Source organism: Nonomuraea sp. NEAU-A123 (assembly GCF_018603905.1).
Classification (GTDB): Bacteria; Actinomycetota; Actinomycetes; order Streptosporangiales; family Streptosporangiaceae; genus Nonomuraea.
In genome coordinates this window covers 453,994-472,043 of sequence record NZ_JAHFZZ010000002.1, presented here as the reverse complement: position 1 = coordinate 472,043, position 18,050 = coordinate 453,994, and the positions used below count along the sequence as shown (strand labels likewise).

19 protein-coding genes and 1 pseudogene are annotated in these 18,050 nt (G+C 70.7%); 10 read left to right on the top strand and 10 right to left on the bottom strand.

Annotated features, from left to right (window positions below; genetic code table 11):
• Window positions 1-10: 10 nt before the first annotated feature.
• The 3 genes from KLK06_RS06330 to KLK06_RS06320 all read right to left on the bottom strand — a co-directional run bounded on the left by KLK06_RS06330 (window position 11) and on the right by KLK06_RS06320 (window position 3,081).
• The gene (locus KLK06_RS06330; protein ID WP_214634346.1) at window positions 11-1,354 is read right to left on the bottom strand and encodes an RNA polymerase sigma factor; all 1,344 of its coding nucleotides are present in this window, start codon (window positions 1,352-1,354) and stop codon (window positions 11-13) included.
• Between the two features lie 172 nt (window positions 1,355-1,526).
• The gene (locus tag KLK06_RS06325; protein ID WP_214634345.1) at window positions 1,527-1,889 is read right to left on the bottom strand and encodes a hypothetical protein; all 363 of its coding nucleotides are present in this window, start codon (window positions 1,887-1,889) and stop codon (window positions 1,527-1,529) included.
• A 43-nt stretch (window positions 1,890-1,932) separates the two neighbouring features.
• Complete coding sequence (locus tag KLK06_RS06320; protein WP_214634344.1) at window positions 1,933-3,081, bottom strand: AMP-binding protein; 1,149 nt, start codon at window positions 3,079-3,081, stop codon at window positions 1,933-1,935.
• 99 nt (window positions 3,082-3,180) lie between these two features.
• On the opposite strand from KLK06_RS06320, the gene KLK06_RS06315 reads away from it, so the two are divergent.
• The 4 genes from KLK06_RS06315 (at window position 3,181) to KLK06_RS06300 (ending at window position 7,552) form a co-directional block, all read left to right on the top strand.
• Window positions 3,181-4,074: an o-succinylbenzoate synthase gene (locus tag KLK06_RS06315; protein WP_250905073.1), complete on the top strand. Its 894-nt coding sequence runs from the start codon at window positions 3,181-3,183 to the stop codon at window positions 4,072-4,074.
• Window positions 4,071-5,729 carry a 2-succinyl-5-enolpyruvyl-6-hydroxy-3-cyclohexene-1-carboxylic-acid synthase gene (gene menD / locus KLK06_RS06310; protein ID WP_214634342.1) on the top strand — a complete coding sequence of 553 codons (1,659 nt, stop codon included), beginning with the start codon at window positions 4,071-4,073 and terminating at the stop codon, window positions 5,727-5,729. The genes KLK06_RS06315 and menD overlap by 4 nt, the downstream gene beginning before the upstream one ends.
• A 252-nt stretch (window positions 5,730-5,981) precedes the next feature.
• On the top strand, window positions 5,982-6,683 hold the full coding sequence (locus tag KLK06_RS06305; protein WP_214634341.1) for a hypothetical protein: 702 nt from the start codon (window positions 5,982-5,984) through the stop codon (window positions 6,681-6,683).
• Window positions 6,684-6,721: 38 nt separating this feature from the next.
• Window positions 6,722-7,552, top strand: coding sequence for a GAF and ANTAR domain-containing protein (locus KLK06_RS06300; RefSeq protein ID WP_308168119.1), 831 nt, complete (start codon window positions 6,722-6,724; stop codon window positions 7,550-7,552).
• A gap of 175 nt (window positions 7,553-7,727) precedes the next feature.
• Here KLK06_RS06300 and KLK06_RS06295 read toward each other — a convergent pair whose 3' ends face one another.
• Window positions 7,728-9,026, bottom strand: a complete 1,299-nt coding sequence (locus tag KLK06_RS06295) for an amidohydrolase family protein (RefSeq protein ID WP_214634340.1) — start codon at window positions 9,024-9,026, stop codon at window positions 7,728-7,730.
• Window positions 9,027-9,194: 168 nt separating this feature from the next.
• Here KLK06_RS06295 and KLK06_RS06290 point away from each other — a divergent pair, with 168 nt between their 5' ends.
• Window positions 9,195-9,638 (top strand): Lrp/AsnC family transcriptional regulator, encoded by a 444-nt coding sequence (locus tag KLK06_RS06290; RefSeq protein ID WP_214634339.1) that lies wholly within the window; start codon window positions 9,195-9,197, stop codon window positions 9,636-9,638.
• Between the two features lie 343 nt (window positions 9,639-9,981).
• A pseudogene (locus KLK06_RS06285) lies at window positions 9,982-10,242 on the top strand (recombinase family protein); the annotation flags it as partial.
• A gap of 32 nt (window positions 10,243-10,274) precedes the next feature.
• On the opposite strand, the gene KLK06_RS06280 reads toward KLK06_RS06285, so the two are convergent.
• From KLK06_RS06280 to KLK06_RS06265, 4 genes are all read right to left on the bottom strand, one after another.
• Complete coding sequence (locus tag KLK06_RS06280) at window positions 10,275-10,634, bottom strand: STAS domain-containing protein (RefSeq protein WP_214634338.1); 360 nt, start codon at window positions 10,632-10,634, stop codon at window positions 10,275-10,277.
• Between the two features lie 592 nt (window positions 10,635-11,226).
• Entirely contained in the window at window positions 11,227-11,811 is a 585-nt protein-coding gene (locus tag KLK06_RS06275) for a TetR family transcriptional regulator (protein WP_214634337.1), read from the bottom strand.
• Window positions 11,812-11,824: 13 nt separating this feature from the next.
• The gene (locus KLK06_RS06270) at window positions 11,825-12,814 is read right to left on the bottom strand and encodes an aldo/keto reductase (protein WP_214634336.1); all 990 of its coding nucleotides are present in this window, start codon (window positions 12,812-12,814) and stop codon (window positions 11,825-11,827) included.
• An 84-nt stretch (window positions 12,815-12,898) separates the two neighbouring features.
• Window positions 12,899-13,198, bottom strand: a complete 300-nt coding sequence (locus tag KLK06_RS06265) for a DUF6355 family natural product biosynthesis protein (protein ID WP_214634335.1) — start codon at window positions 13,196-13,198, stop codon at window positions 12,899-12,901.
• A gap of 128 nt (window positions 13,199-13,326) precedes the next feature.
• On the opposite strand from KLK06_RS06265, the gene KLK06_RS06260 reads away from it, so the two are divergent.
• The gene (locus KLK06_RS06260) at window positions 13,327-13,974 is read left to right on the top strand and encodes a DedA family protein (protein WP_214634334.1); all 648 of its coding nucleotides are present in this window, start codon (window positions 13,327-13,329) and stop codon (window positions 13,972-13,974) included.
• On the opposite strand, the gene KLK06_RS06255 is transcribed toward KLK06_RS06260, so the two are convergent.
• Complete coding sequence (locus tag KLK06_RS06255; RefSeq protein ID WP_214634333.1) at window positions 13,918-14,658, bottom strand: GntR family transcriptional regulator; 741 nt, start codon at window positions 14,656-14,658, stop codon at window positions 13,918-13,920. The two genes, KLK06_RS06260 and KLK06_RS06255, sit on opposite strands and share 57 nt — an antisense overlap.
• 138 nt (window positions 14,659-14,796) lie before the next feature.
• Here KLK06_RS06255 and KLK06_RS06250 point away from each other — a divergent pair, with 138 nt between their 5' ends.
• Both KLK06_RS06250 and KLK06_RS06245 read left to right on the top strand, forming a co-directional pair.
• A complete protein-coding gene (locus KLK06_RS06250) occupies window positions 14,797-15,549 on the top strand; it encodes an HAD family hydrolase (RefSeq protein ID WP_214634332.1) in 753 nt (250 codons plus the stop codon).
• Window positions 15,540-16,310 carry an inositol monophosphatase family protein gene (locus KLK06_RS06245; protein WP_214634331.1) on the top strand — a complete coding sequence of 257 codons (771 nt, stop codon included), beginning with the start codon at window positions 15,540-15,542 and terminating at the stop codon, window positions 16,308-16,310. The genes KLK06_RS06250 and KLK06_RS06245 overlap by 10 nt, the downstream gene beginning before the upstream one ends.
• 4 nt (window positions 16,311-16,314) lie before the next feature.
• Here the strand turns inward: KLK06_RS06245 and KLK06_RS06240 are convergent, their stop codons facing one another.
• A complete protein-coding gene (locus KLK06_RS06240; RefSeq protein WP_214634330.1) occupies window positions 16,315-17,091 on the bottom strand; it encodes a hypothetical protein in 777 nt (258 codons plus the stop codon).
• 111 nt (window positions 17,092-17,202) lie between these two features.
• Between KLK06_RS06240 and KLK06_RS06235 the strand changes: the two genes are divergently transcribed.
• Window positions 17,203-18,033 carry a helix-turn-helix transcriptional regulator gene (locus tag KLK06_RS06235; protein WP_214634329.1) on the top strand — a complete coding sequence of 277 codons (831 nt, stop codon included), beginning with the start codon at window positions 17,203-17,205 and terminating at the stop codon, window positions 18,031-18,033.
• The last annotated feature ends 17 nt before the right edge of the window (window positions 18,034-18,050 follow it).

The following is an 18,050-nucleotide window of genomic DNA, read 5'->3' as shown; positions in this document are numbered from 1 at the left end:
TCGTCGCGGATCAGCTGGCCCAGTCGAGCAACGGGCGGGTGTTGCTCGGGTGGCGCAGCTTCGAAAGCGATTCCTTCTCGAGTTGCCGGATGCGCTCCCGGGTCAGGCCCAGGTGCTTGCCGATCTCGTCGAGCGTGTGCGGCTTGCCGTCCACCAGGCCGAAGCGCAGTGCCATGATCTTCGCCTCGCGCGGCGAGAGGTTGCCGAGCACGCCGCGTAGCTGGTCGCCCAGCAGTTGGCGGTCGACGATCTCCGACGCCTCGGGGGAGTCGACGTCCTCGATGAGGTCGCCGATCGTGGTCTCGCCGTCCTCGCCGATCGTCGCGTTCAGCGAGATGGGCTGGCGGCTGGTGCGCAGCAGTTCCTCGATCTGGTCGGGCGTCTTGTCGAGCTCGATCCCCAGCTCCTCGGGGGTGGGCTCGCGGCCCAGCCGCTGGTGCATGTCGCGCTCGATGCGCGACAGCTTCGAGAGCATCTCCAGGACGTGTACGGGCAGGCGGATCGTACGGGCCGAGTCGGCGAAGCCGCGCTGGATGGCCTGCCTGATCCACCACATGGCGTACGTGGAGAACTTGAAGCCCTTGGTGTAGTCGAACTTCTCCACGGCCCTGATCAGGCCCAGGTTGCCCTCCTGGACCACGTCGAGCAGGGACATGCCGCGGTCGGTGTACTTCTTGGCGACCGAGACGACCAGCCGGAGGTTGGCCTCCAGCATGTGGTCCTTGGCCGCCTTGCCGTCCTCGATGACCAGTTCGAGGTCGCTGCGGGCGGCGGCGGTCAGGCTGGGCGCGGTCTCCATCTTGTACTCGGCGTACAGGCCGGCCTCGATCCGCCTGGCCAGCTCGACCTCCTGCGCCGCGGTGAGCAGCGTGCGGCGGCCGATCGACTTGAGGTAGGTGTGCACCGAGTCGCCCATGACCGACTGGTTGTCGTCAAGGTCGATCGTCTCGGCGTCCAGGTCGGCGTCGTCCGCGCCTGCGGCGGCCGGGCTCACGGCGTCGGGGGCCAGGGCGTCCGGGCTCAGGAGGAGGTCCTCGGGAGCGTCCTCATCCTGCTCGGCGGAGTCCTTCTTTGGATCCGCGGCCTTGGAGACGGTAGACTTCGCCCGCTTGGTCGTGGTCTTGCGGGCCGGCTTGCGCGCGGCCGTCTTGCTGAGGGACGGCTCATCCTCGGCGGCGAGGCTGACACCCGCCTCAGTGAGCTCGCGCAATATCGAACGGCCGCTCGAGGGGCTGATGCCGGCCTCGGCGAACGCGTCACGCAGCTCCGCCAGAGAAAGGTGACCCTGAGCTCGCCCTCGGTCAAGCAGCTGGTCGAGGGTCGTGGGCGGGGTCGCCACGGCGGTTCGGGGCATGAGGACACCTCCTCCATACGGAGTCGAATCGATCAGTCGAAGGTTGTGGTGGGGCGGCTGCGGCCGCTCGGCGCACCAGTATCAATAACGCCGTTGAGCGCCATTTGTTCCCGGAGGGACAAAAAAAGGGGCGGACCACCCTAAAGGCGACCCACCCCAGGCGTGGAGGAGGTCACTCTCCGGTGGTGAGCGTCACCTCGGGCATGGGCATGGGTTGGGCGTCTTCCATGCGCTTGTCCGTCCAATACTCGATGACCTTCTCCGGGTCCGGGTTGAGCTCCTTGGACACCACGGTGCCATCGCTCGGCTCGGGCGCGGCGGTCAGCCCGGCGATGCGGTCGGCCGGTATCTCATCGGCCGAGTTCTGGGTGGACGACGACGGCCGGCTGAACGGCTCCTCTTCCACCACCGCTCTGGTCTCCTTACCGACCCTCTCGAGCCTGCCCGCCGAGGCGGCCGCCGCGACTGAGGCTCCGCCGACGAGGATCACGCCGACAACCGCCGCGGATGCCCACATCTTGCGGGTCTGGTCCATGAAGGCTCCCTCCTTCTCATCCATAAGACGCACCCGCAACTCATCAGGTTCCTGTCCTAAGGCTTACGAGATCGGTTTTACCATTCGGTAGCAGTGGCAACCGGGACATCAGTCGCAGCTCGCGCGGCGCGGCGTAGGCGGGGAGCCGGTCGGTGGCGTAGGCGCGGAGCTGGTCGAGTGTGAGCGGGCCCGCGGGGTCGGCGGGCACCACGACGGCGACGACGATCTCTCCCCATTCGGGGTCCGGCCGGCCGATCACGGCCACGTCGGCCACCTCGGGATGGCCGCCGAGCACTTCGGCCACCGAGGCGGCCACCACCTTCTCGCCGCCGGTGTTGATGACGTCGTCGGCCCGGCCCAGCACGCGCAGCCGGCCTCCGGTCAGCTCGCCCAGGTCGGAGGTGACGTACCAGTCGCCGTCGAAGGGGGCGGGCTCGCCGAAGCGGTAGCCGGAGAACAGCACCGGGCCGGCGACGCGGATGCGCCCGTCGTCGCCGATTTTGAGATCTACATTGTAAAGGGGCCGGCTGTCGTACACGCAGCCGCCGCTCGTCTCGCTCATCCCGTACGTCGTGACCACCCGAGCGCCGAGCGCCCGCGCCTCGGCGACCAGGCCGGCCCGCGGGGCGGCGCCGCCGAGCAGGATGGTGCGGAACACCGACAGATCGGCGTCCAGCTCGACCAGCCGGTGGAGCTGGGTCGGCACCAGTGACACGTGTTCGGCGCCCGAGGCGAGCACCTCTTGGGCGTCGAAGTGCGGGTGGATGATCGGCTCGCTCTCGCAGAGCAGGGCGCGGACCAGCACCTGGAGGCCCGACACGTGGGACGGCGGCAGGCAGCACAGCCAGCGCTCGCCCTTGACCGCCCCCAGGCGCCGCAGCGAGGAGGTCGCCGAGGTGCGCAACGCGGTGGCCGACAGCATGACGCCCTTGGGCGCTCCGGTGCTGCCGCTGGTGGCGATCACCACCGCCACGTCCTCCGGCACGCCCTCGCCGCCGGCCTGCCGTACCCCGTTGACGTGGGTCGGCCGGAGCGCGTCGGCGGCGCTTCCGGCGGGGCCTGCGGCGGGGAGCGGGAGGATCGCCGGGCCGTCGCCGGACAGAGCCTGACGAACCGCTGCGAACAGCTCGGGCCCAGGAGCCCCTACCACGGCGTGCAACGGCCGGTCCGGATGCGACGGGTTCCTCAACATGCTCGTAAGGTTAATGGCGACAGGTCGGATAGCGGTGCAGGGAGGGTCGTGACGCGTTCTCCCGTGCTTTTCCGGGCTCCCGTCGTTTTCCGGGTGGCGATGCGCACTCGTTTCCGGGGGCAGACCGTCAGAGAAGGGGTCCTGCTGCACGGTCCGGCCGGTTGGGGTGAGTTCTCGCCGTTTCCCGAGTACGGTCCGCGCGAGTGCGCCCGCTGGCTGGCGTGCGCCCGCGAGGCCGCCTTCGAGGGCTGGCCGGAGCCGGTGCGCGACAGCGTGCCCGTCAACGCGACCGTGCCCGCCGTGCCCGCCGAGCGGGCCTTCGAGCTGGTACGCGGGTCGGGCTGCGCCACGGCGAAGGTCAAGGTGGCCGAGCGGGGCCAGACGTTCGCCGAGGACCTGGCCAGGGTGGAGGCGGTGCGTGACGCGCTCGGCCCGGCGGGCAGGCTGCGCGTCGACGCCAACGGCGCCTGGGACGTCGGCGAGGCCGTACGCCATCTCAAAGAGCTCGACCGCTTCGACCTGGAGTACGCCGAGCAGCCCTGCGCCACGCTCGACGAGCTGGCGGCGGTGCGGCGGGCCGTCGACGTGCCGATCGCGGCCGACGAGTCGATCCGCCGCGCCGAGGACCCGCTGCGGGTCAAGGCCGCGGAGGCGGCCGACATCGCGGTGGTGAAGGCGCAGCCGCTCGGCGGGGTGCGCAACGCGTTGCGGGTGGTGGAGGCGTGCGGGCTGCCCGCGGTGGTGTCGAGCGCCGTGGAGACCTCGGTGGGGCTGGCGGCGGGACTCGCGCTGGCCGCCGCGCTGCCGGAGCTGCCGTACGCGTGCGGGCTGGGCACGATGCCGCTGCTGACGGGTGACGTGGTGGACGATTCGCTGGTGCCCGTGGACGGGCGGCTGGCCGTACGACGCCCTGCAGTGAATTTTGCGCTTTTGTCGGCATTTGAGATTGAATCCCCCTCGTGGCTTCGCCGGATGCAGGAGGCGTCACTGTGAACCCCGCTACCGCGCTGGCCACGGTCCTGGTCGACGAGCTGGTGCGCTGCGGCCTCACCGACGTCGTGGTCGCGCCCGGCTCGCGCTCGGCCCCCCTGGCCCTGGCGCTGCACGCCGAGTCGCGGGTGCGGCTGCACGTGCGCATCGACGAGCGCTCGGCCTCCTACCTAGCGCTCGGGCTGGCCAAGCGGGCCGAGCGGCCGGTCGCGCTGATCTGCTCCTCCGGCACGGCCACCGCCAACTTCCACCCGGCCGTCATCGAGGCGAGCGAGTCGGGCGTCCCGCTGCTCGTGCTCACCGCCGACCGCCCGCCCGAGCTGCGCGGCACCGGCGCCAACCAGACGATCGACCAGATCAAGCTGTACGGCTCGGCGGTGCGCTGGTTCGCCGAAGTCGGGGTGCCCGAGGACCGGCCAGGGCAGGTGGCCTACTGGCGGTCGCTGGCCTGCCGGGCCTACCAGCGCGCGTCCGGGCCCGCCACGCCGGGGCCGGTGCACCTGAACCTGGCGTTCAGGGAGCCGCTGATCCCCGACGGCGACACCTCCTGGTGCGAGTCGCTCGACGGCGACGCCAACGGCCCCTGGGTGCGCGCCCGGGTCGCGCCGCCGCCCATCGCCCTGCACATCCCGCCGACCAGGCGCGGCGTGCTCGTGGTCGGCGACGGCGCCGCGAACGTGCGCCGCTACGTCGCCGCGGCCGGCATGGCCGGCTGGCCGGTGGTGTCGGAGCCGAACGGCGGCGGGCGCTACGGCGACCATGCCGTGTCCACCTACCACTACCTGCTCGGCACACCCGAGTTCGCCGACGCCCACCGGCCCGACGTGGTGGTCACGCTCGGCCGGCCCGGACTGTCGCGGCCGCTGCTGTCGTGGCTCGGGCGGGCCGAAGAGCACATCGTGGTGGCCACCGACCTCGACCGCTGGCCCGATCCGACCCGGTCGGCCACGCAGGTCGCCCAGGCGGTGGAGATCCCCGTCGCCTCGGGTGACGACACGTGGCTGCACGCCTGGCGGCAGGCCGACCAGGCGGCCAGGACGGCCATCGACGAGGTGCTCGACGCCTCGGGCACCAGCGAGCCCCGGCTGGCCCGCGACCTGGTGGACGCGATGCCCAACGGAGCGCTGCTGTTCTGCGGCTCGTCGATGCCGATCCGCGACCTGGACCAGGCGATGCGGCCCCGGCGGGGGCTCCGGCTGCTGGCCAACCGGGGCGCCTCGGGCATCGACGGGCTGGTGTCGTCGGCCATGGGGGCGGCGCTGGCGCACAACGGGCCGTCGTACGCGCTCATAGGCGACCTGTCGTTCCTGCACGACCAGAACGGGCTCGTCCTGGGCCCCCGGGAGCCGCGGCCGGACCTGTGCCTCGTGGTGGTGAACAACGACGGGGGCGGCATCTTCTCCCTGTTGCCGCAGGCCGCGGTCAGGGATCCGTTCGAGCGGGTCTTCGGTACGCCGCACGGCGTTGATCTCGGCTATGTGGCGGCTTCGACGGGCACGCCGTACCAGCTGGTGGAGGACCTGTCCGACCTGCCCAAGGCACTGCGCGGCGAGGGGCCGCGCCTGGTGGAGGTGCGTACGGACCGGGAGGCGAACGCCGTGGTGCACGCCCGGCTCCGCGAGGCCGCCCAGGCCGCGATCCGGGACTGCATGACCTGACCTGATCCGCGGACCCCAGCCGACCCCAGCCCGCGCACCCCGGGCCGCAAACCCCCCGGGCCGCAAACCCCCCGGACGGTGAGACCCTCGGGCCGGGGACCCCGGGCGGTGAGACCCTCGGGCCGGGGACCCCTTGTTCGTGTGGACTCTCCAGCCTGTGGACCCCTTGCTCGCGGACCTCAGCCCGCCAACCCCGACCCGAGCCGCGGATAATGGTGGGGATGATGCTGATCGACTCGAGGCGGGTTCGGGGTGGCCGGCGACGATGAGGCCCGGATCTGGGCGCTGATCGCGGGCAGCGCCAGGCGGCGTGGTTCGCCGATGTCCGTCCAGGACGTCTGCGCCGCCAGCGTCGAGGCGGTCGCGGTCAGCGGGGCCGGGGTGTCGCTGGTCTCGCACGAGCGGCTGGAGCCGACCCATCTGGCGGGCAGGCTGGGTCGCGAGCTGCTGGAGGCCGAGCTGACCACCGGCGACGGGCCCTGTGTCGAGGCCGTGTGGGGGAGCGGGCCGGTGCTGGTCCCCGACATGGCGGCCTGCGAGGGGCGCTGGCCGGCGTTCAGTGAGGTCGCCCGGGTGGGGGCGGTGTTCGCGTTCCCGCTGGTGATGGGGGTGGTCAAGGTGGGGGTGCTGGTGCTGTGCCGGGACCGGCCCGGCGAGCTGGCCGCCCGCGAACAGGCGGACGCGTTGATCCTCGCCGGCGCCGCCCTGACGCTGCTGCTCGACGGCCGCGGCTCGATGAGCGGCCACGGGGTCCTGCCGGCCGCGTCGCTGGCGCTCGGGGTGGAGATCTACCAGGCCGCCGGGATGGTGTCGGTGCAGCTGGACACCACGGTGGAGGAGGCGCTGCTGCGGCTGCGCGCGTACGCCTTCACCCACGACGAGCCCCTGACCCGGGTGGCGCGGCGGGTGGTACAGCGGCGGCTGCGCTTCAGCCCCGATCCGTCCGGCAGGTGATTCCGCCGATTTCGCCGGGCTTGGCGTATCCTGCGGCTGTGGCAACCGAGCCGGCGCAGCCGCGTTCCGCGGTGGCGGAAACGGAGCCCGCTCAGACACGTCCCTCGGCCACGGGAACGGTGCCGCCGAAGGGGGCCGCGAAGGCGTTCGTCGCCCTGGCCGACACGCTGGTCACCGGGTTCGACGTCGTCGACTTCATGCACCTGCTCGCCGAACGCTGCGTGGAACTCCTGGGTGTCGATGCCGCCGGGCTGCTGGTGACCGACCAGCGGGGCGAGCTGCGGCTGGTGGCCGCCTCCAGCGAGCAGGCCCGATTATTGGAGCTGTTCCAGCTTCGGTACGCGCGAGGACCCTGCCTTGACTGCTTCGGCACCGGCGAGGTCGTGCACTGCTCCGACGTGTACGGCGCCACGGCACGGCGGAGCTGGCCGCGCTTCGCCCAGCAGGCCCGCGGCCGCGGCTTCGGCGCGGTGAGCGCGCTGCCCCTGCGACTGCGCGACGAGGTGATCGGCGCCCTCGACCTGTTCCGCAAAAGCCCGGGCGACCTGCCCGCCGAGACCCTCGCGCTGGGACAGGCGCTGGCGGACATGGCCACCATCGGACTGCTGCACGATCGGGCCGTACGCGGCGGGCAGTTGCTCACCGGGCAACTGCAGACCGCGCTCAGCAGCCGCATCGTCATCGAGCAGGCCAAAGGGGTGCTGGCCGAGCGGCACGGCTGGGCGATGGACGAGGCGTTCACGCGGCTGCGCGGCTACGCCCGCAACCACAACCGGCGGCTGGCGGAGGTGGCCCAGGAGGTCGTCTCGTACGGAACCGACCTCGACGACCCGACTTTGGGGCGCTCCGACTCGCGTCCGCGCCGCTAGCCGCCGCCCAGCCGTGGCCGTGCGAGCACCCCGGTCCCTCTTGATCGGCAGTGCCGCCGACCTCGAAGGGCAGACGCCGCCGCCTTGACGTCCACCGGCTGAGGGATGGTGCCCTGCCGGGCCGCGGCGATTGCCGCCTCACTGGCGTCGATGCAGGCCGGCGACAGCCGTATGGCTACGCCGTCTTCGGCCGCGGACGCCAGGTGCCGTCGAGCGGGACACCGGCGGCCGCCGCGACCCGGTCGCGCGACTCCACCAGGCGGGTCCTGAGCGCCCGCAGGTCCGTGTCCACCAGCACGCCGTCGCGCTTGACCACGCGGCCGGCGACGAGGACCGTGTCGACGAGGCCGGGGTGGCCGGCGGCGACGATGGTGCCGGCGGGATCGGTGACCGGGAAGACGGTCAGGTCGTCGGTGCGCAGCAGGATCACGTCGGCGTCCTTGCCGGGGGTGAGGCTGCCCGTCCGGGCGGCGAGCCCCAGCGCGTGGGCGCCGTCGACGGTGGCGAACTCCAGCAGGTCCCGGGAGTTCAGGCCGCCGTCCAGGCCGCGCTGCACCACGTAGGTGGTGCGCATGGTGGAGAACATGTCGCCGCCGACCGACGGGACGTCGTCGATGGACAGCGTCGGGCGCAGGCCGGCGGCCAGCATCCGGCCGGTCATCGGCCAGCCGAACCCCATCTTCAGCTCGACGTCTGGGCTGATGGACACCGAGGCGCCGGCGTCCGCGAGCATCCTCAGCTCGTCGTCGCCGATCCCGTTGACGTGCACGAACGTCGTGGTGTCCCGCAGCAGGCCGTGCTCGTGCAGGTCGGCGACCGGGCGCCGGACCCCTTCGGTCTCGACGTGCAGGCTGGTCCGCAGGCCGAGCTCGGCCGCCAGCTTCAGCTCCTCGGCGACGGTGTCCATGGAGGTGTCCTCCGCACCGCGCAGCCCGAACGCCATGGTGACCAGGCCGTCCCCGGGAAGGGCGGACCGGACGCGGCGGATCTCGGCGTCGACCGGGCCGGTGGTGCCCCACCCCGCGCCGTGGCAGAAGACCGACCGCCCGGGCGCGTCCCGCAGCGCCGCGACGCCGGCATCCGCGTGCTCGGGGCCCTGTGCGCAGTGGAACCAGTCCAGCATCGTGGTCACCCCGGAGTGCAGAGCCTCCAGCCGGCCGATCAGGGTGCCCAGGTAGACGTCCTCGGGCCGGTAGTGGGGCTTCAGCGTCCGGTGCATCGCCACCGCCCACTCGGGGAACGTCCAGTCCGCGCCGATACCGCGGAACGCGGTCTGCCAGGTGTGCCGGTGGGTGTCGACGAAGCCGGGCATGACGATCCGGTCGGTCGCGTCGATCACCTCGGCGTCCGGAGCCTCGATCGCCGCGGCCACCTCGGCGATCACGCCGTCCTCGATCAGCACGTCACCGCGTTCGAGATCGCCGACAGCCGGGTCCATGCTGACCACGGTGCCGCCGGTAAGCAGGATCCTCATCTGAAGCTCCTCCACGAAAAGGGGTTGTTTGTCCGATTTGATGACTCGGACAAGTTTTGCTGATCAGCACGTCGATGTGAGCAGATCTCGGCAACTTTGGCAGGAAATTGCGCCGGAACGGGGCACAAGATTGTGGTACATCAAGAGATTGAGCAATAATCTGCCCTCATGGATGATGTAGATCGGTCTATCCTCGCCGTGCTTGAAAAGCGCGGGCGGATCAGCAATGCCGAGCTTGCCGCCCGGGTCGGCCTGTCGCCGTCACCTTGCCTGCGGCGCGTGCACCGGCTTGAGGAAGCCGGAGTGATCCGCGGCTACCGGGCGGAGATCGACCCCGCGGCCCTCGGCCGCAGCCTCCGGGTGTTCGCCGGTGTCCGGCTCATGAGGCATAACCGCGGCGACGTGGCCGCGTTCGAACGCGCGGTCATCCAACTGCCCGAGGTGGTTCACACCCATCACGTCACCGGCAACTACGACTACCTGCTTCAGGTCGAGGTCGCTGACCTGCCCGCCTATGAGGACTTCCACGCCAACCGGCTGGCCGACCTTCCCGGCGTCGCCACGGTGAGCAGCTACGTCACCATGAAGACGCTCTCCACCCACACCCCGTGAGTTCTCCGTCGCGCTGCCGGAGGGGAGTCAGGTCGCATCCTGCGGATTGTCTGCCCATGGGTGGGCGAGGGGCAGGTCATCGTTGCCCGAGCAGGCGCCTGGGAGAGGGCCTTCACCATCTTGGCGACCCAGCCGACGCGAAAGCAGACCTGGACCGGGCCATGACGCGACGAGCCCGCCGGCCCGCCCGAGGAATGCCGCCGTACACGCTGCCGACCCGCACAGGCCGGCAGCGCCCCCCATACCCGCTCAGCGCGCGGCTGGCTGTATCGGGCCGGCAAGAACATCGACAGCACGGCAGGAGCCGGCGAGTCGGCTCTAAGCACGCTGCCGGGCGGAGTGCCACAAGGTCTTTCAGGAGCAGATCAGCACCCGGTTCAAGGTGTGTCCCGAGTTGGAGAAGGCTCTCGCGCTGGCCCACCAGTTCAAGGAGGCCGCGCCCGAGACGCCCGTTACTTTCAGCGTCCACGAGCTCAAGCGCCTCGCGCGCAACGCCGCCGAGCTGATGACGCTGTCCGCCGAGCTCCAGGCCGGCGGCATCCAGCTCGAGCTCCTCACCGGCATCTACGACCCCAACGGCATGGGCGCGATGCATAGCGGATGAAGATGTTCCTCGGCCCGCCCTACGTTCGGTCCCTAAACGGTGTTGTAGGTTCCGGGGGGTTGGGGGCGTATGGGGAAGTGCCTGGCGAGTCCGGTGATCAGGAGCAGTCGCTTGACCTGCGGCGAGATCCCGGACAGGAGGAACGGTGTCGCATTGCGCCGTGCGTGATCGTTGATGCTCACCAGGGCGCCCAAACCGGCCGCGTCGATGAACGACAGCCCGCTCAGCTCCATGACGACCTCGTCGATCTTCCGGTGCCCGTGGTACGTCTCCCGCAGGATGTCGAGCAGGTGGTCACGTAGTACCGAGGTGGTGGCGATGTCTAGCTCCCCGGAGACGTGCACGATAACTGTCGCCCCCTGACGGCTTGTCGTCAGGTGCAGTGGCTCCATGGGCTCGGCTCCCCTGTTGTGTTCCCACACTGGAACATCTGCCGACTGTGGGAGCCGTCTCCCCATGAGGACCCTCGCGAGTCCGGGGACATACCCGGCCGCCAAATTCGACACCTGACGTGGCGCGGGGTCCGGACGTCACGAGGAATCGCAAATGCGATTTGTACCAGATGTGTAGATTATTACTTTGTGTAACTGTGTGCTTCCAGAACGAAGTGTACAAGTCCGTAGCTGCTCGCAAGGCAAGAGCCGTGATAACGGCCAGAAATGATGACCGCATTTCCGTAACCACGCTGACCTGCGTCGTTGGTTCGGCGGGCAACCTTCGCAATCCACCCATTTGCCCCCTGGGGGACAGGTTTCCTGGGCAGCGCTCCGTTTGGGCACACCTGGGTGGTCGGTCCGGCTGCTGGATGCAGAGGGCTAAGGTCCGGCCCTGTGTGATGGCCGAGCTCAATTCGAGGGGCCCGACAAAGGTTCGGCTCTGTGTGGTGGCCGAGCTCAATTCGAGGGGCCCGGCCAGGGTTCGGTCCTGTGTGGTGGTCGGGCTGGGTTCGAGAGGTCCGGCTGTTGCGGTCGGTGTGGGGTGGGGTCAGCGTGGGCTGAGGCCCAGCCAGATGAGGGTGCACAGCGTGTCGAAGGCGTCCTCGATGCCCGGCTGGTCCCAGTCGGCCGCGTGTACGGGGTCGTGGAAGCGGATCGTGGCGTCGAACACCGCTCTTGCCGTCGCGGCCGGGTCCGAGGTGACGAGTTCGCCCTTGGCCAGGCCGGTGGTGATGATCTGCTGAAGCTGGCCCACGAGGTCCGCGACGTGTCGTTCGATCACCTGGCTCGCCTCGCCCACCAGCACCGTGTACGTCGCGAACAGCTCCGGGTCGTCGAGCGCCTTCTTGCGCTTGGCGGCGAACAGCGCCGACAGCCACGCGCGCAGCCGTACATCGGCTGGACCGTCCGCGGCCATGACGGCGGTGAGCAGCGTGTGCGACTCGTCCAGCCATCGCTGCGTGACTGCCTCCCGCAGTGCGGCCTTGCTGGGGAAGTGCCGGTACACGCTGCCGTGACTGACCCCGAGTGCCCTGGCGACGTCGACGACCGTGGCCTTGGCGGGGCCGTACCGGCGTAGGACGTCCTGAGCCGCGGTGAGGATCTGGTCGGGCGTCAGGATGCCATCTGTCATATATCCAATTCTGTCAGTGCTCGCTGTCCAGGTGGGCCATCTGCGGAGCCGCGTAGCGTTCGCCGGCGGCGGCGTCGGCGGGGATGGCGGCCTCGATGCGGGTCAGGTCCTCGGTCGTGAGGGTCACGTCGAGGGTGCCCAGGGCTTCGGTGAGGCGGTCGTGGCGGCGGGCTCCGACGAGCGGCACGATGTCGGTGCCCTGGGCGTAGACCCAGGCGATGGCCAGTTGCGCGACCGTCGCGCCCTTGGCCTCGGCCAGGTCGCGGAGGGCTTCGACGAGCGTGAGGTTGTGCGCCAGGTTGTCGCCGGAGAAGCGGGGGCTGACGGCGCGAAAGTCGTTGCCGGCCAGCGCGCGGTCCTTCGACCAGTGGCCACTCAGCAGCCCGCGTGACAGCACGCCGTACGCGGTGATGCCGATGCCCAGCTCGCGGCAGGTGGGCAGGATCTCGGCCTCGATGCCCCTGGACAGCAGGGAGTACTCGATCTGCAGGTCGCTGATGGGGTGGACGGCGTGCGCGCGCCTGATCGTCTCGGCGCCCACCTCCGACAGGCCGATGTGGCGGACGTGGCCCTTGGCGACCTCCTCGGCGATGGCGCCGACGGTCTCCTCGATGGGGACGCCCGGGTCGACTCTGGCGGGGCGGTACACATCGATGTGGTCGGTGCCGAGGCGGCGCAGGGTGTAGGCGAGCGCGGTCTTGACGGCGGCCGGGCGGGCGTCGTAGCCGAGCCAGTTGCCGTCGTAGTCGCGCTGGGCGCCGAACTTGACGCTGATCTGTACGGAGTCGCGGTCGCGGTCTTTCAGCGCCCGCCGGATGAGCAGCTCGTTGTGGCCCATGCCGTAGAAGTCGCCGGTGTCGAGGAGGGTGATGCCGGCGTCAAGGGCGGCATGGACGGTGGCGATGGACTCGGTCTCGTCGGCCGGGCCGTAGAGGTCGGACATGCCCATGCAGCCAAGGCCGAGATCGGACACCTGCGGTCCGTTGCTTCCCAGAGTTCTCATGCCGACCACTATGGCATTACAGATGACAGATTTCAATATCTGTCATCTGTAGTCCTGGCGTGCCGGTGATCCGAGCGTCGACCGCTAACACCTGCCGATCACGTGAGCCCACAAGATCTCGTCGGCCGGGCCGAGCGGCCTGTCCTCCCAGGGGCGCGAGCAGTACGTCCACTCGTGCGTGTTGTCCACTCTCTCGACCATCACCAGGCCCCTGCGGTGACCGCAGTGGTGGTAGTAGGCGACGTTGTCGCTGGTGTAGTAGTCGGACGGCACGCACTTGCGTGCGACGGCGTGGGCCGCTCCCTCCAGAGCCGTGCCGGTCGAGAGCGCGAGCGTGGCGCCGGTCACGAGGGCCGCCACGGTAGGTGCCGACTTTCTCCTCATCTTCCGTCCTTCCGGCCTAAGGGGCGTGGGCGCCTTCATACTGGCACGATATGGATACTCTCCGTGATGGAGTCGCCGCGGTTCGCCGATGACGTTCGCCGGGTCGCGCGCCGAGCTAGGGTTGCCAAGTGCACATCGACGAACTGCTGCAGGCCATTCCGCCCGGGTGGCTCTGCGCCCTGGTCGGACTGGTGATCGGGATCGAGAGTCTCGGCATCCCGCTGCCGGGCGAGATCGTGCTGGTCAGTGCGGCGCTCCTGGCTGCCAAGGGGGTTGTCAGCCCGGTGTGGGTGGGCGTCTGCGCGAGCGCGGGGGCGATCGTCGGCGACTCCATCGGGTACGCCATCGGGCGCAAGGGCGGCAGGCCGCTGTTCGAGCGGCTCGGGCGCCGATTCCCCAAGCACTTCGGGCCCCGCCACATCAGCAAGGCCGAGCACTACTTCGACCGGTTCGGGGTGTGGGCCGTGTTCGTCGGGCGGTTCATCGCGTTGCTGCGCATTCTGGCCGGTCCGCTGGCGGGGGCGTTGCGCATGCCGTACTGGAGGTTCCTGGTCGCGAACGTGCTCGGCGGGATCGTCTGGGCGGGCGGCACCACCGCGGTGATCTTCTATCTCGGTGTGGTCGCCGAGAAGTGGCTGAAGGGGTTCTCGTGGGTGGGGCTGGTGGCGGCGGTGCTGTGCGGCATCGCCACCACCTGGTTCGTCAAGCGGCGGGCCGCCTCAGCGCTCGATGAGGGTGACCTCGAGGGAGTAGAGCGTGGCCCGATAGACGTGTGAGCCGTGCTCGACGGCTCTGCCCTGGTCGTCGTAGGTGGTGCGGAGCATGGTGAGGAGCGGGGCGCCGCGCCGTTCGTCCAGCAGCTTGGCCTCGGCCTGGGTGGCCGCGCGGGCGCCGATGCGCTGGTTGGCGACCCGCATCCGCACGCCCGCGCCGCGCAGCAGCTCGTACAGGCCGCGCCCCTCCAGGCCGGCCGCCGTGAGCTGGGCCAGGCCCAGTGGCAGCCAGTTGTGGAGCAAGGCCAGCGGCTCACCGGCGGCGAAGCGGAGCCGTTCGAGGTAGAGCACCTCGGTGCCGGGTTCGACGCCGAGGACGGCGGCGATCTCCTCGGGCACCGGCCGGGGCTCCAGGGCCAGGACCTGGGTCGCCGGTTCCTGGCCCGCGCGGCGCAGGTCGTCGTAGAGGCTGGTGAGCTCGACCGAGCGCTTGACCTGGCCGTGCACCACCTGGGTGCCGACGCCGCGCTTGCGGACCAGCAGGCCCTTGTCCACCAGATACTGGATGGCCTGGCGGATGGTGGGCCTCGACAGGCCCAGTTTGTCGGCGAGCAGGATCTCGTTGTCCAACCGGGAGCCGGGCGCCAGGTCGCCTCGCCGGATCGCCTCGGCGATCTGCTCAGCCACCTGGAAGTAGAGCGGCACGGGGCTGGAGCGGTCCAGGTCGATCGCCAGGTTCGCGGTCATGCTGATCAGATTAACCGAGGTCAGAATGTCCTGACAATTATCATCGCGAAGGAATATGACATCATGTCTTGACATAACCGCCTGCGCTCCCTCGTCCGGAGGGGTGGGTCGCGTCCTCAGGGGAGGGGTGAGCAGCCGATGAGGGCCCTGCTGCTGGACTTCGGCGGTGTGCTCGTCGAGGGCGTCAAGCGCCCGTCGTGGGCCGCTGAGCTGGCCGAGGAGGTGCACCGGAGGTTGATCGGCGCCGGATGCACCGAGCTGGGCGCGGCCGACGTGGAGATCGACATCAGGGCGGGCGCGGCGGCCGACACGTGCTGGAAGGACGCCATGTCCAGGCCGCGAGAGCCCAGGGAGCTGACGCACCGAGAATTCTGGACCGACTTCGTCGCCGCCGACTGGCCCGAGGCCGCCTGTGCCGTGGTGGCGGCCGAAGCCACCGCCCTGTGCAAGCGGATGGGCGAGCTGCGTCAGCAGTGCGCGCTGCGCCCCGGCATCCCCGAGTTGCTGGCCGCCTGCCGGGCCAGGCGGGTGCCGGTGGCGGTGGTGAGCAACGCCCGGTGCGGGGCGGTGCACCGCGACTTCCTGGCCGCCCAGGGCGTCGAGGTGGCGCAGCAGATCTACAGCGACGAGGCCGGCGTCAGGAAACCGAACCCGGAGATGATCTGGATCGCCACCCGCGCCCTCGGCGTCGATCCGGCCGACGTCTGGTACGTCGGCGACAACCTCGACAGGGACGTCGTCTGCGGCCGGCGCGCGGGAGTGGGCATGACCGTGCTGATGACCTCGAAGAGCACCGCCCGCATCCCGTACCGGGTACGACAGCGCCCAACGGCCGTCGTGGACGACGCCTTCGCCCTGATGGACAGGCTATTGGAGGAGACATGGACGTGACACGGTTGCTCGACACCGCCTCGAAGGCGGCCAGGGCGGTCGGACCGAGGCTGCGCGAGGCGTTCAGGTCGCGGCCCCCGGTCGCCACCAAGCGCGACTTCCACGATCCGGTCACCGAGCATGATCGGGCCGCGGAGGAGACGATCCGCGCCGTCATCACCGCCCGTTGGCCCGGCAGCGCGATCGTGGGCGAGGAGGGCGGCGTCACCGGCTCCGGCGAGCTGCGCTGGTATGTCGACCCGATCGACGGCACCGCCAACTTCGCCGCCGGCCTGCCGTTCTTCTGCGTCTCCATCGCCGCCGCGGTGGACGGCGAGCTGGTGGCGGGCGTCGTCTACGACCCGGTGCGCGAGGACGAGTTCACCGCCTCCACCGAGGGCGCCTGGTGCAACGGCACCCCGATCCGCAGCAAGGGGGCGGCGACCGACCGGGAGGCGATGCTGCTGTCCAGCTACCCCACGCCGCTGGACCTGGCGGCCGACGGCGAGCAGGCGCTGCGCCGCTACGGCCGCTTCGTGGAGTCGTTCGCCGCGGTGCGCCGGCCGGGCAGCGCCGCGCTCAAGCTCGCGCACGTCGCCGCCGGGTGGGCCGACGCCGCGTACGGCACACACTCCAGCCCTTGGGACGTGGCGGCAGGCGCTTTGCTGGTGCGCCAGGCGGGCGGCGTCTACATCGGCGACCCGCTGGAGAAGGGTGACTATCTGGCCTGCGTCGGCGGCTTCGACCTGCGCGGCTCCGTCCTCGCCGAAGTGGCTCCCTGATCGCTCACTCGCTCGCCGCCTCGGCCAGGATGCGGGCCGCGGTCTCGCGGGGCGGGTAGCCGAGTGTCAGGCCGCGTACCGACAGCGGCGCCCGCCTGAACGACGCCTCGGCGTCCTCGTTCAGGACATACCGTAAGGCGGGGGAGCCCGAGCGGTGCGCGCTCAGCGCCTCCACCTGCGGCTCGGCCAGCTCGGCCGGCAGCGCGTTGCGGTAGTCGGCGATCAGCGCGTCCACGTCGAACAGGTGCGCGTACGTCTCCACCGTCCCCGCCACGACGCGGATCAGGCCGGCCCGATCCCGGGAGGCGAGCGTCTCGGCCCGGTAGACCAGCCCGGTGCCGCCGCTCTTGCCGAACCAGCGCAGCGCCTCCCCGGCCGGGAGCGTGAACGCCCCGTACGGTTTGCGGCCGTACAGCAGGGCCCCGGCGATCCACCGGTCGCACCACAAGTCGTCGAGGTAGGGGGCCGGCGTCTCGGGGTCGGCCCGCAGCCCTTGGGCCAGGACGGGGTTCCAGGCCGACACCAGCGGGCTGCTGAAGCGCGGCATGCTCGGGCCCTGCCAGCGGGTCAGCGCGTAGCCGTACCAGATCGCCACGACCTCCACCTGGCGGCCGGGCCGCAGCCGCTCGTAGGTGCCGTTCATGACCTGCCCGCCATCGGGGTGGCGCCAGGGGCCGGGAGTGAGGCGGCCACCCGTGGGGACCGGAGGCGTCCGGTAGTCGGGGTGCAACGTCCACGTGTCGGCCACGGTGTCCAGACCCTTCCGGATCGGCGTACGCATTCAGGAGAGATCGCCTAGGGTGGCTATCGTGCATCAGCCGTCGGTGACTTGCAACAGCCCAGGCAGAGGTGAAACTTTTCGCCAGCCGTGCGGACGGCTCGCCGTATGCATATGAGGCTCGTGGCCGAGCGGCTGCGCTGCCTGCGCGGGGCGCGCGGGCTGTCGATGAAGGCCGCCGCCGACGCGGCCGGGCTGAACACCTCCACGATCTACCGCATTGAACACGGTCTCGTCGCGCCGCGCGAGTCGACCGTGCGCCTCCTGCTGGCCCGCTACGGCGAGCAGGCGCACGAGCGGCCGCTGCTGTCGCTGCTGCGCGGCGAGCGCGCGCCCGGCTGGTTCGACGCGCCGCAGGTGCCGCTGTGGCTGACCGGCTTCCTCGCGCTGGAGGACCAGGCGCAGGTCATCTACACCTACGGCCCGCAGTACGTCCCGGCGCTGCTGCAGACCCGCGCCTACACCGAGGCCGCGATCCGCGCCGCCCACCACCCCGGCGCCACTCCTGGGCAGGTCAACGGCGGCGCCGACCTCATCAGGCGCCGGCAGGAGCTGCTCGAGCGGCCCGGCGGCCCGCACCTGTGGGCGGTGCTCGACCGCAGGGCGCTCCTCGACCCGCCGCTGACCCGGTCCGGCGACCGGCTGGAGCAACTGGACGCGCTGGTCTCGGCCGCCAAGCGGCCCAACATCGCCATGCAGATCGCCCGGCCCAGCGCCGACACCGGCTACCTCTACCACGGCGCGCCGTTCACCCTGCTGCGCTTCCCCGAGCGGGACAGGCCCGACATGCTGGTGCTGCATCTGCTGCACGGGCCGGTTCTCGTCGAGGACCGGCGGCAGGCGGAGGACTACCAGCAGGCGTTCGCCCGGCTGTCGCTGTCGGCCTTCCGCGTGGACGACACCTTCGACGTGCTCGACACGGTCCGCAGGACGCTCGCCGGCTGAGAGGATGAGTCCCCTCA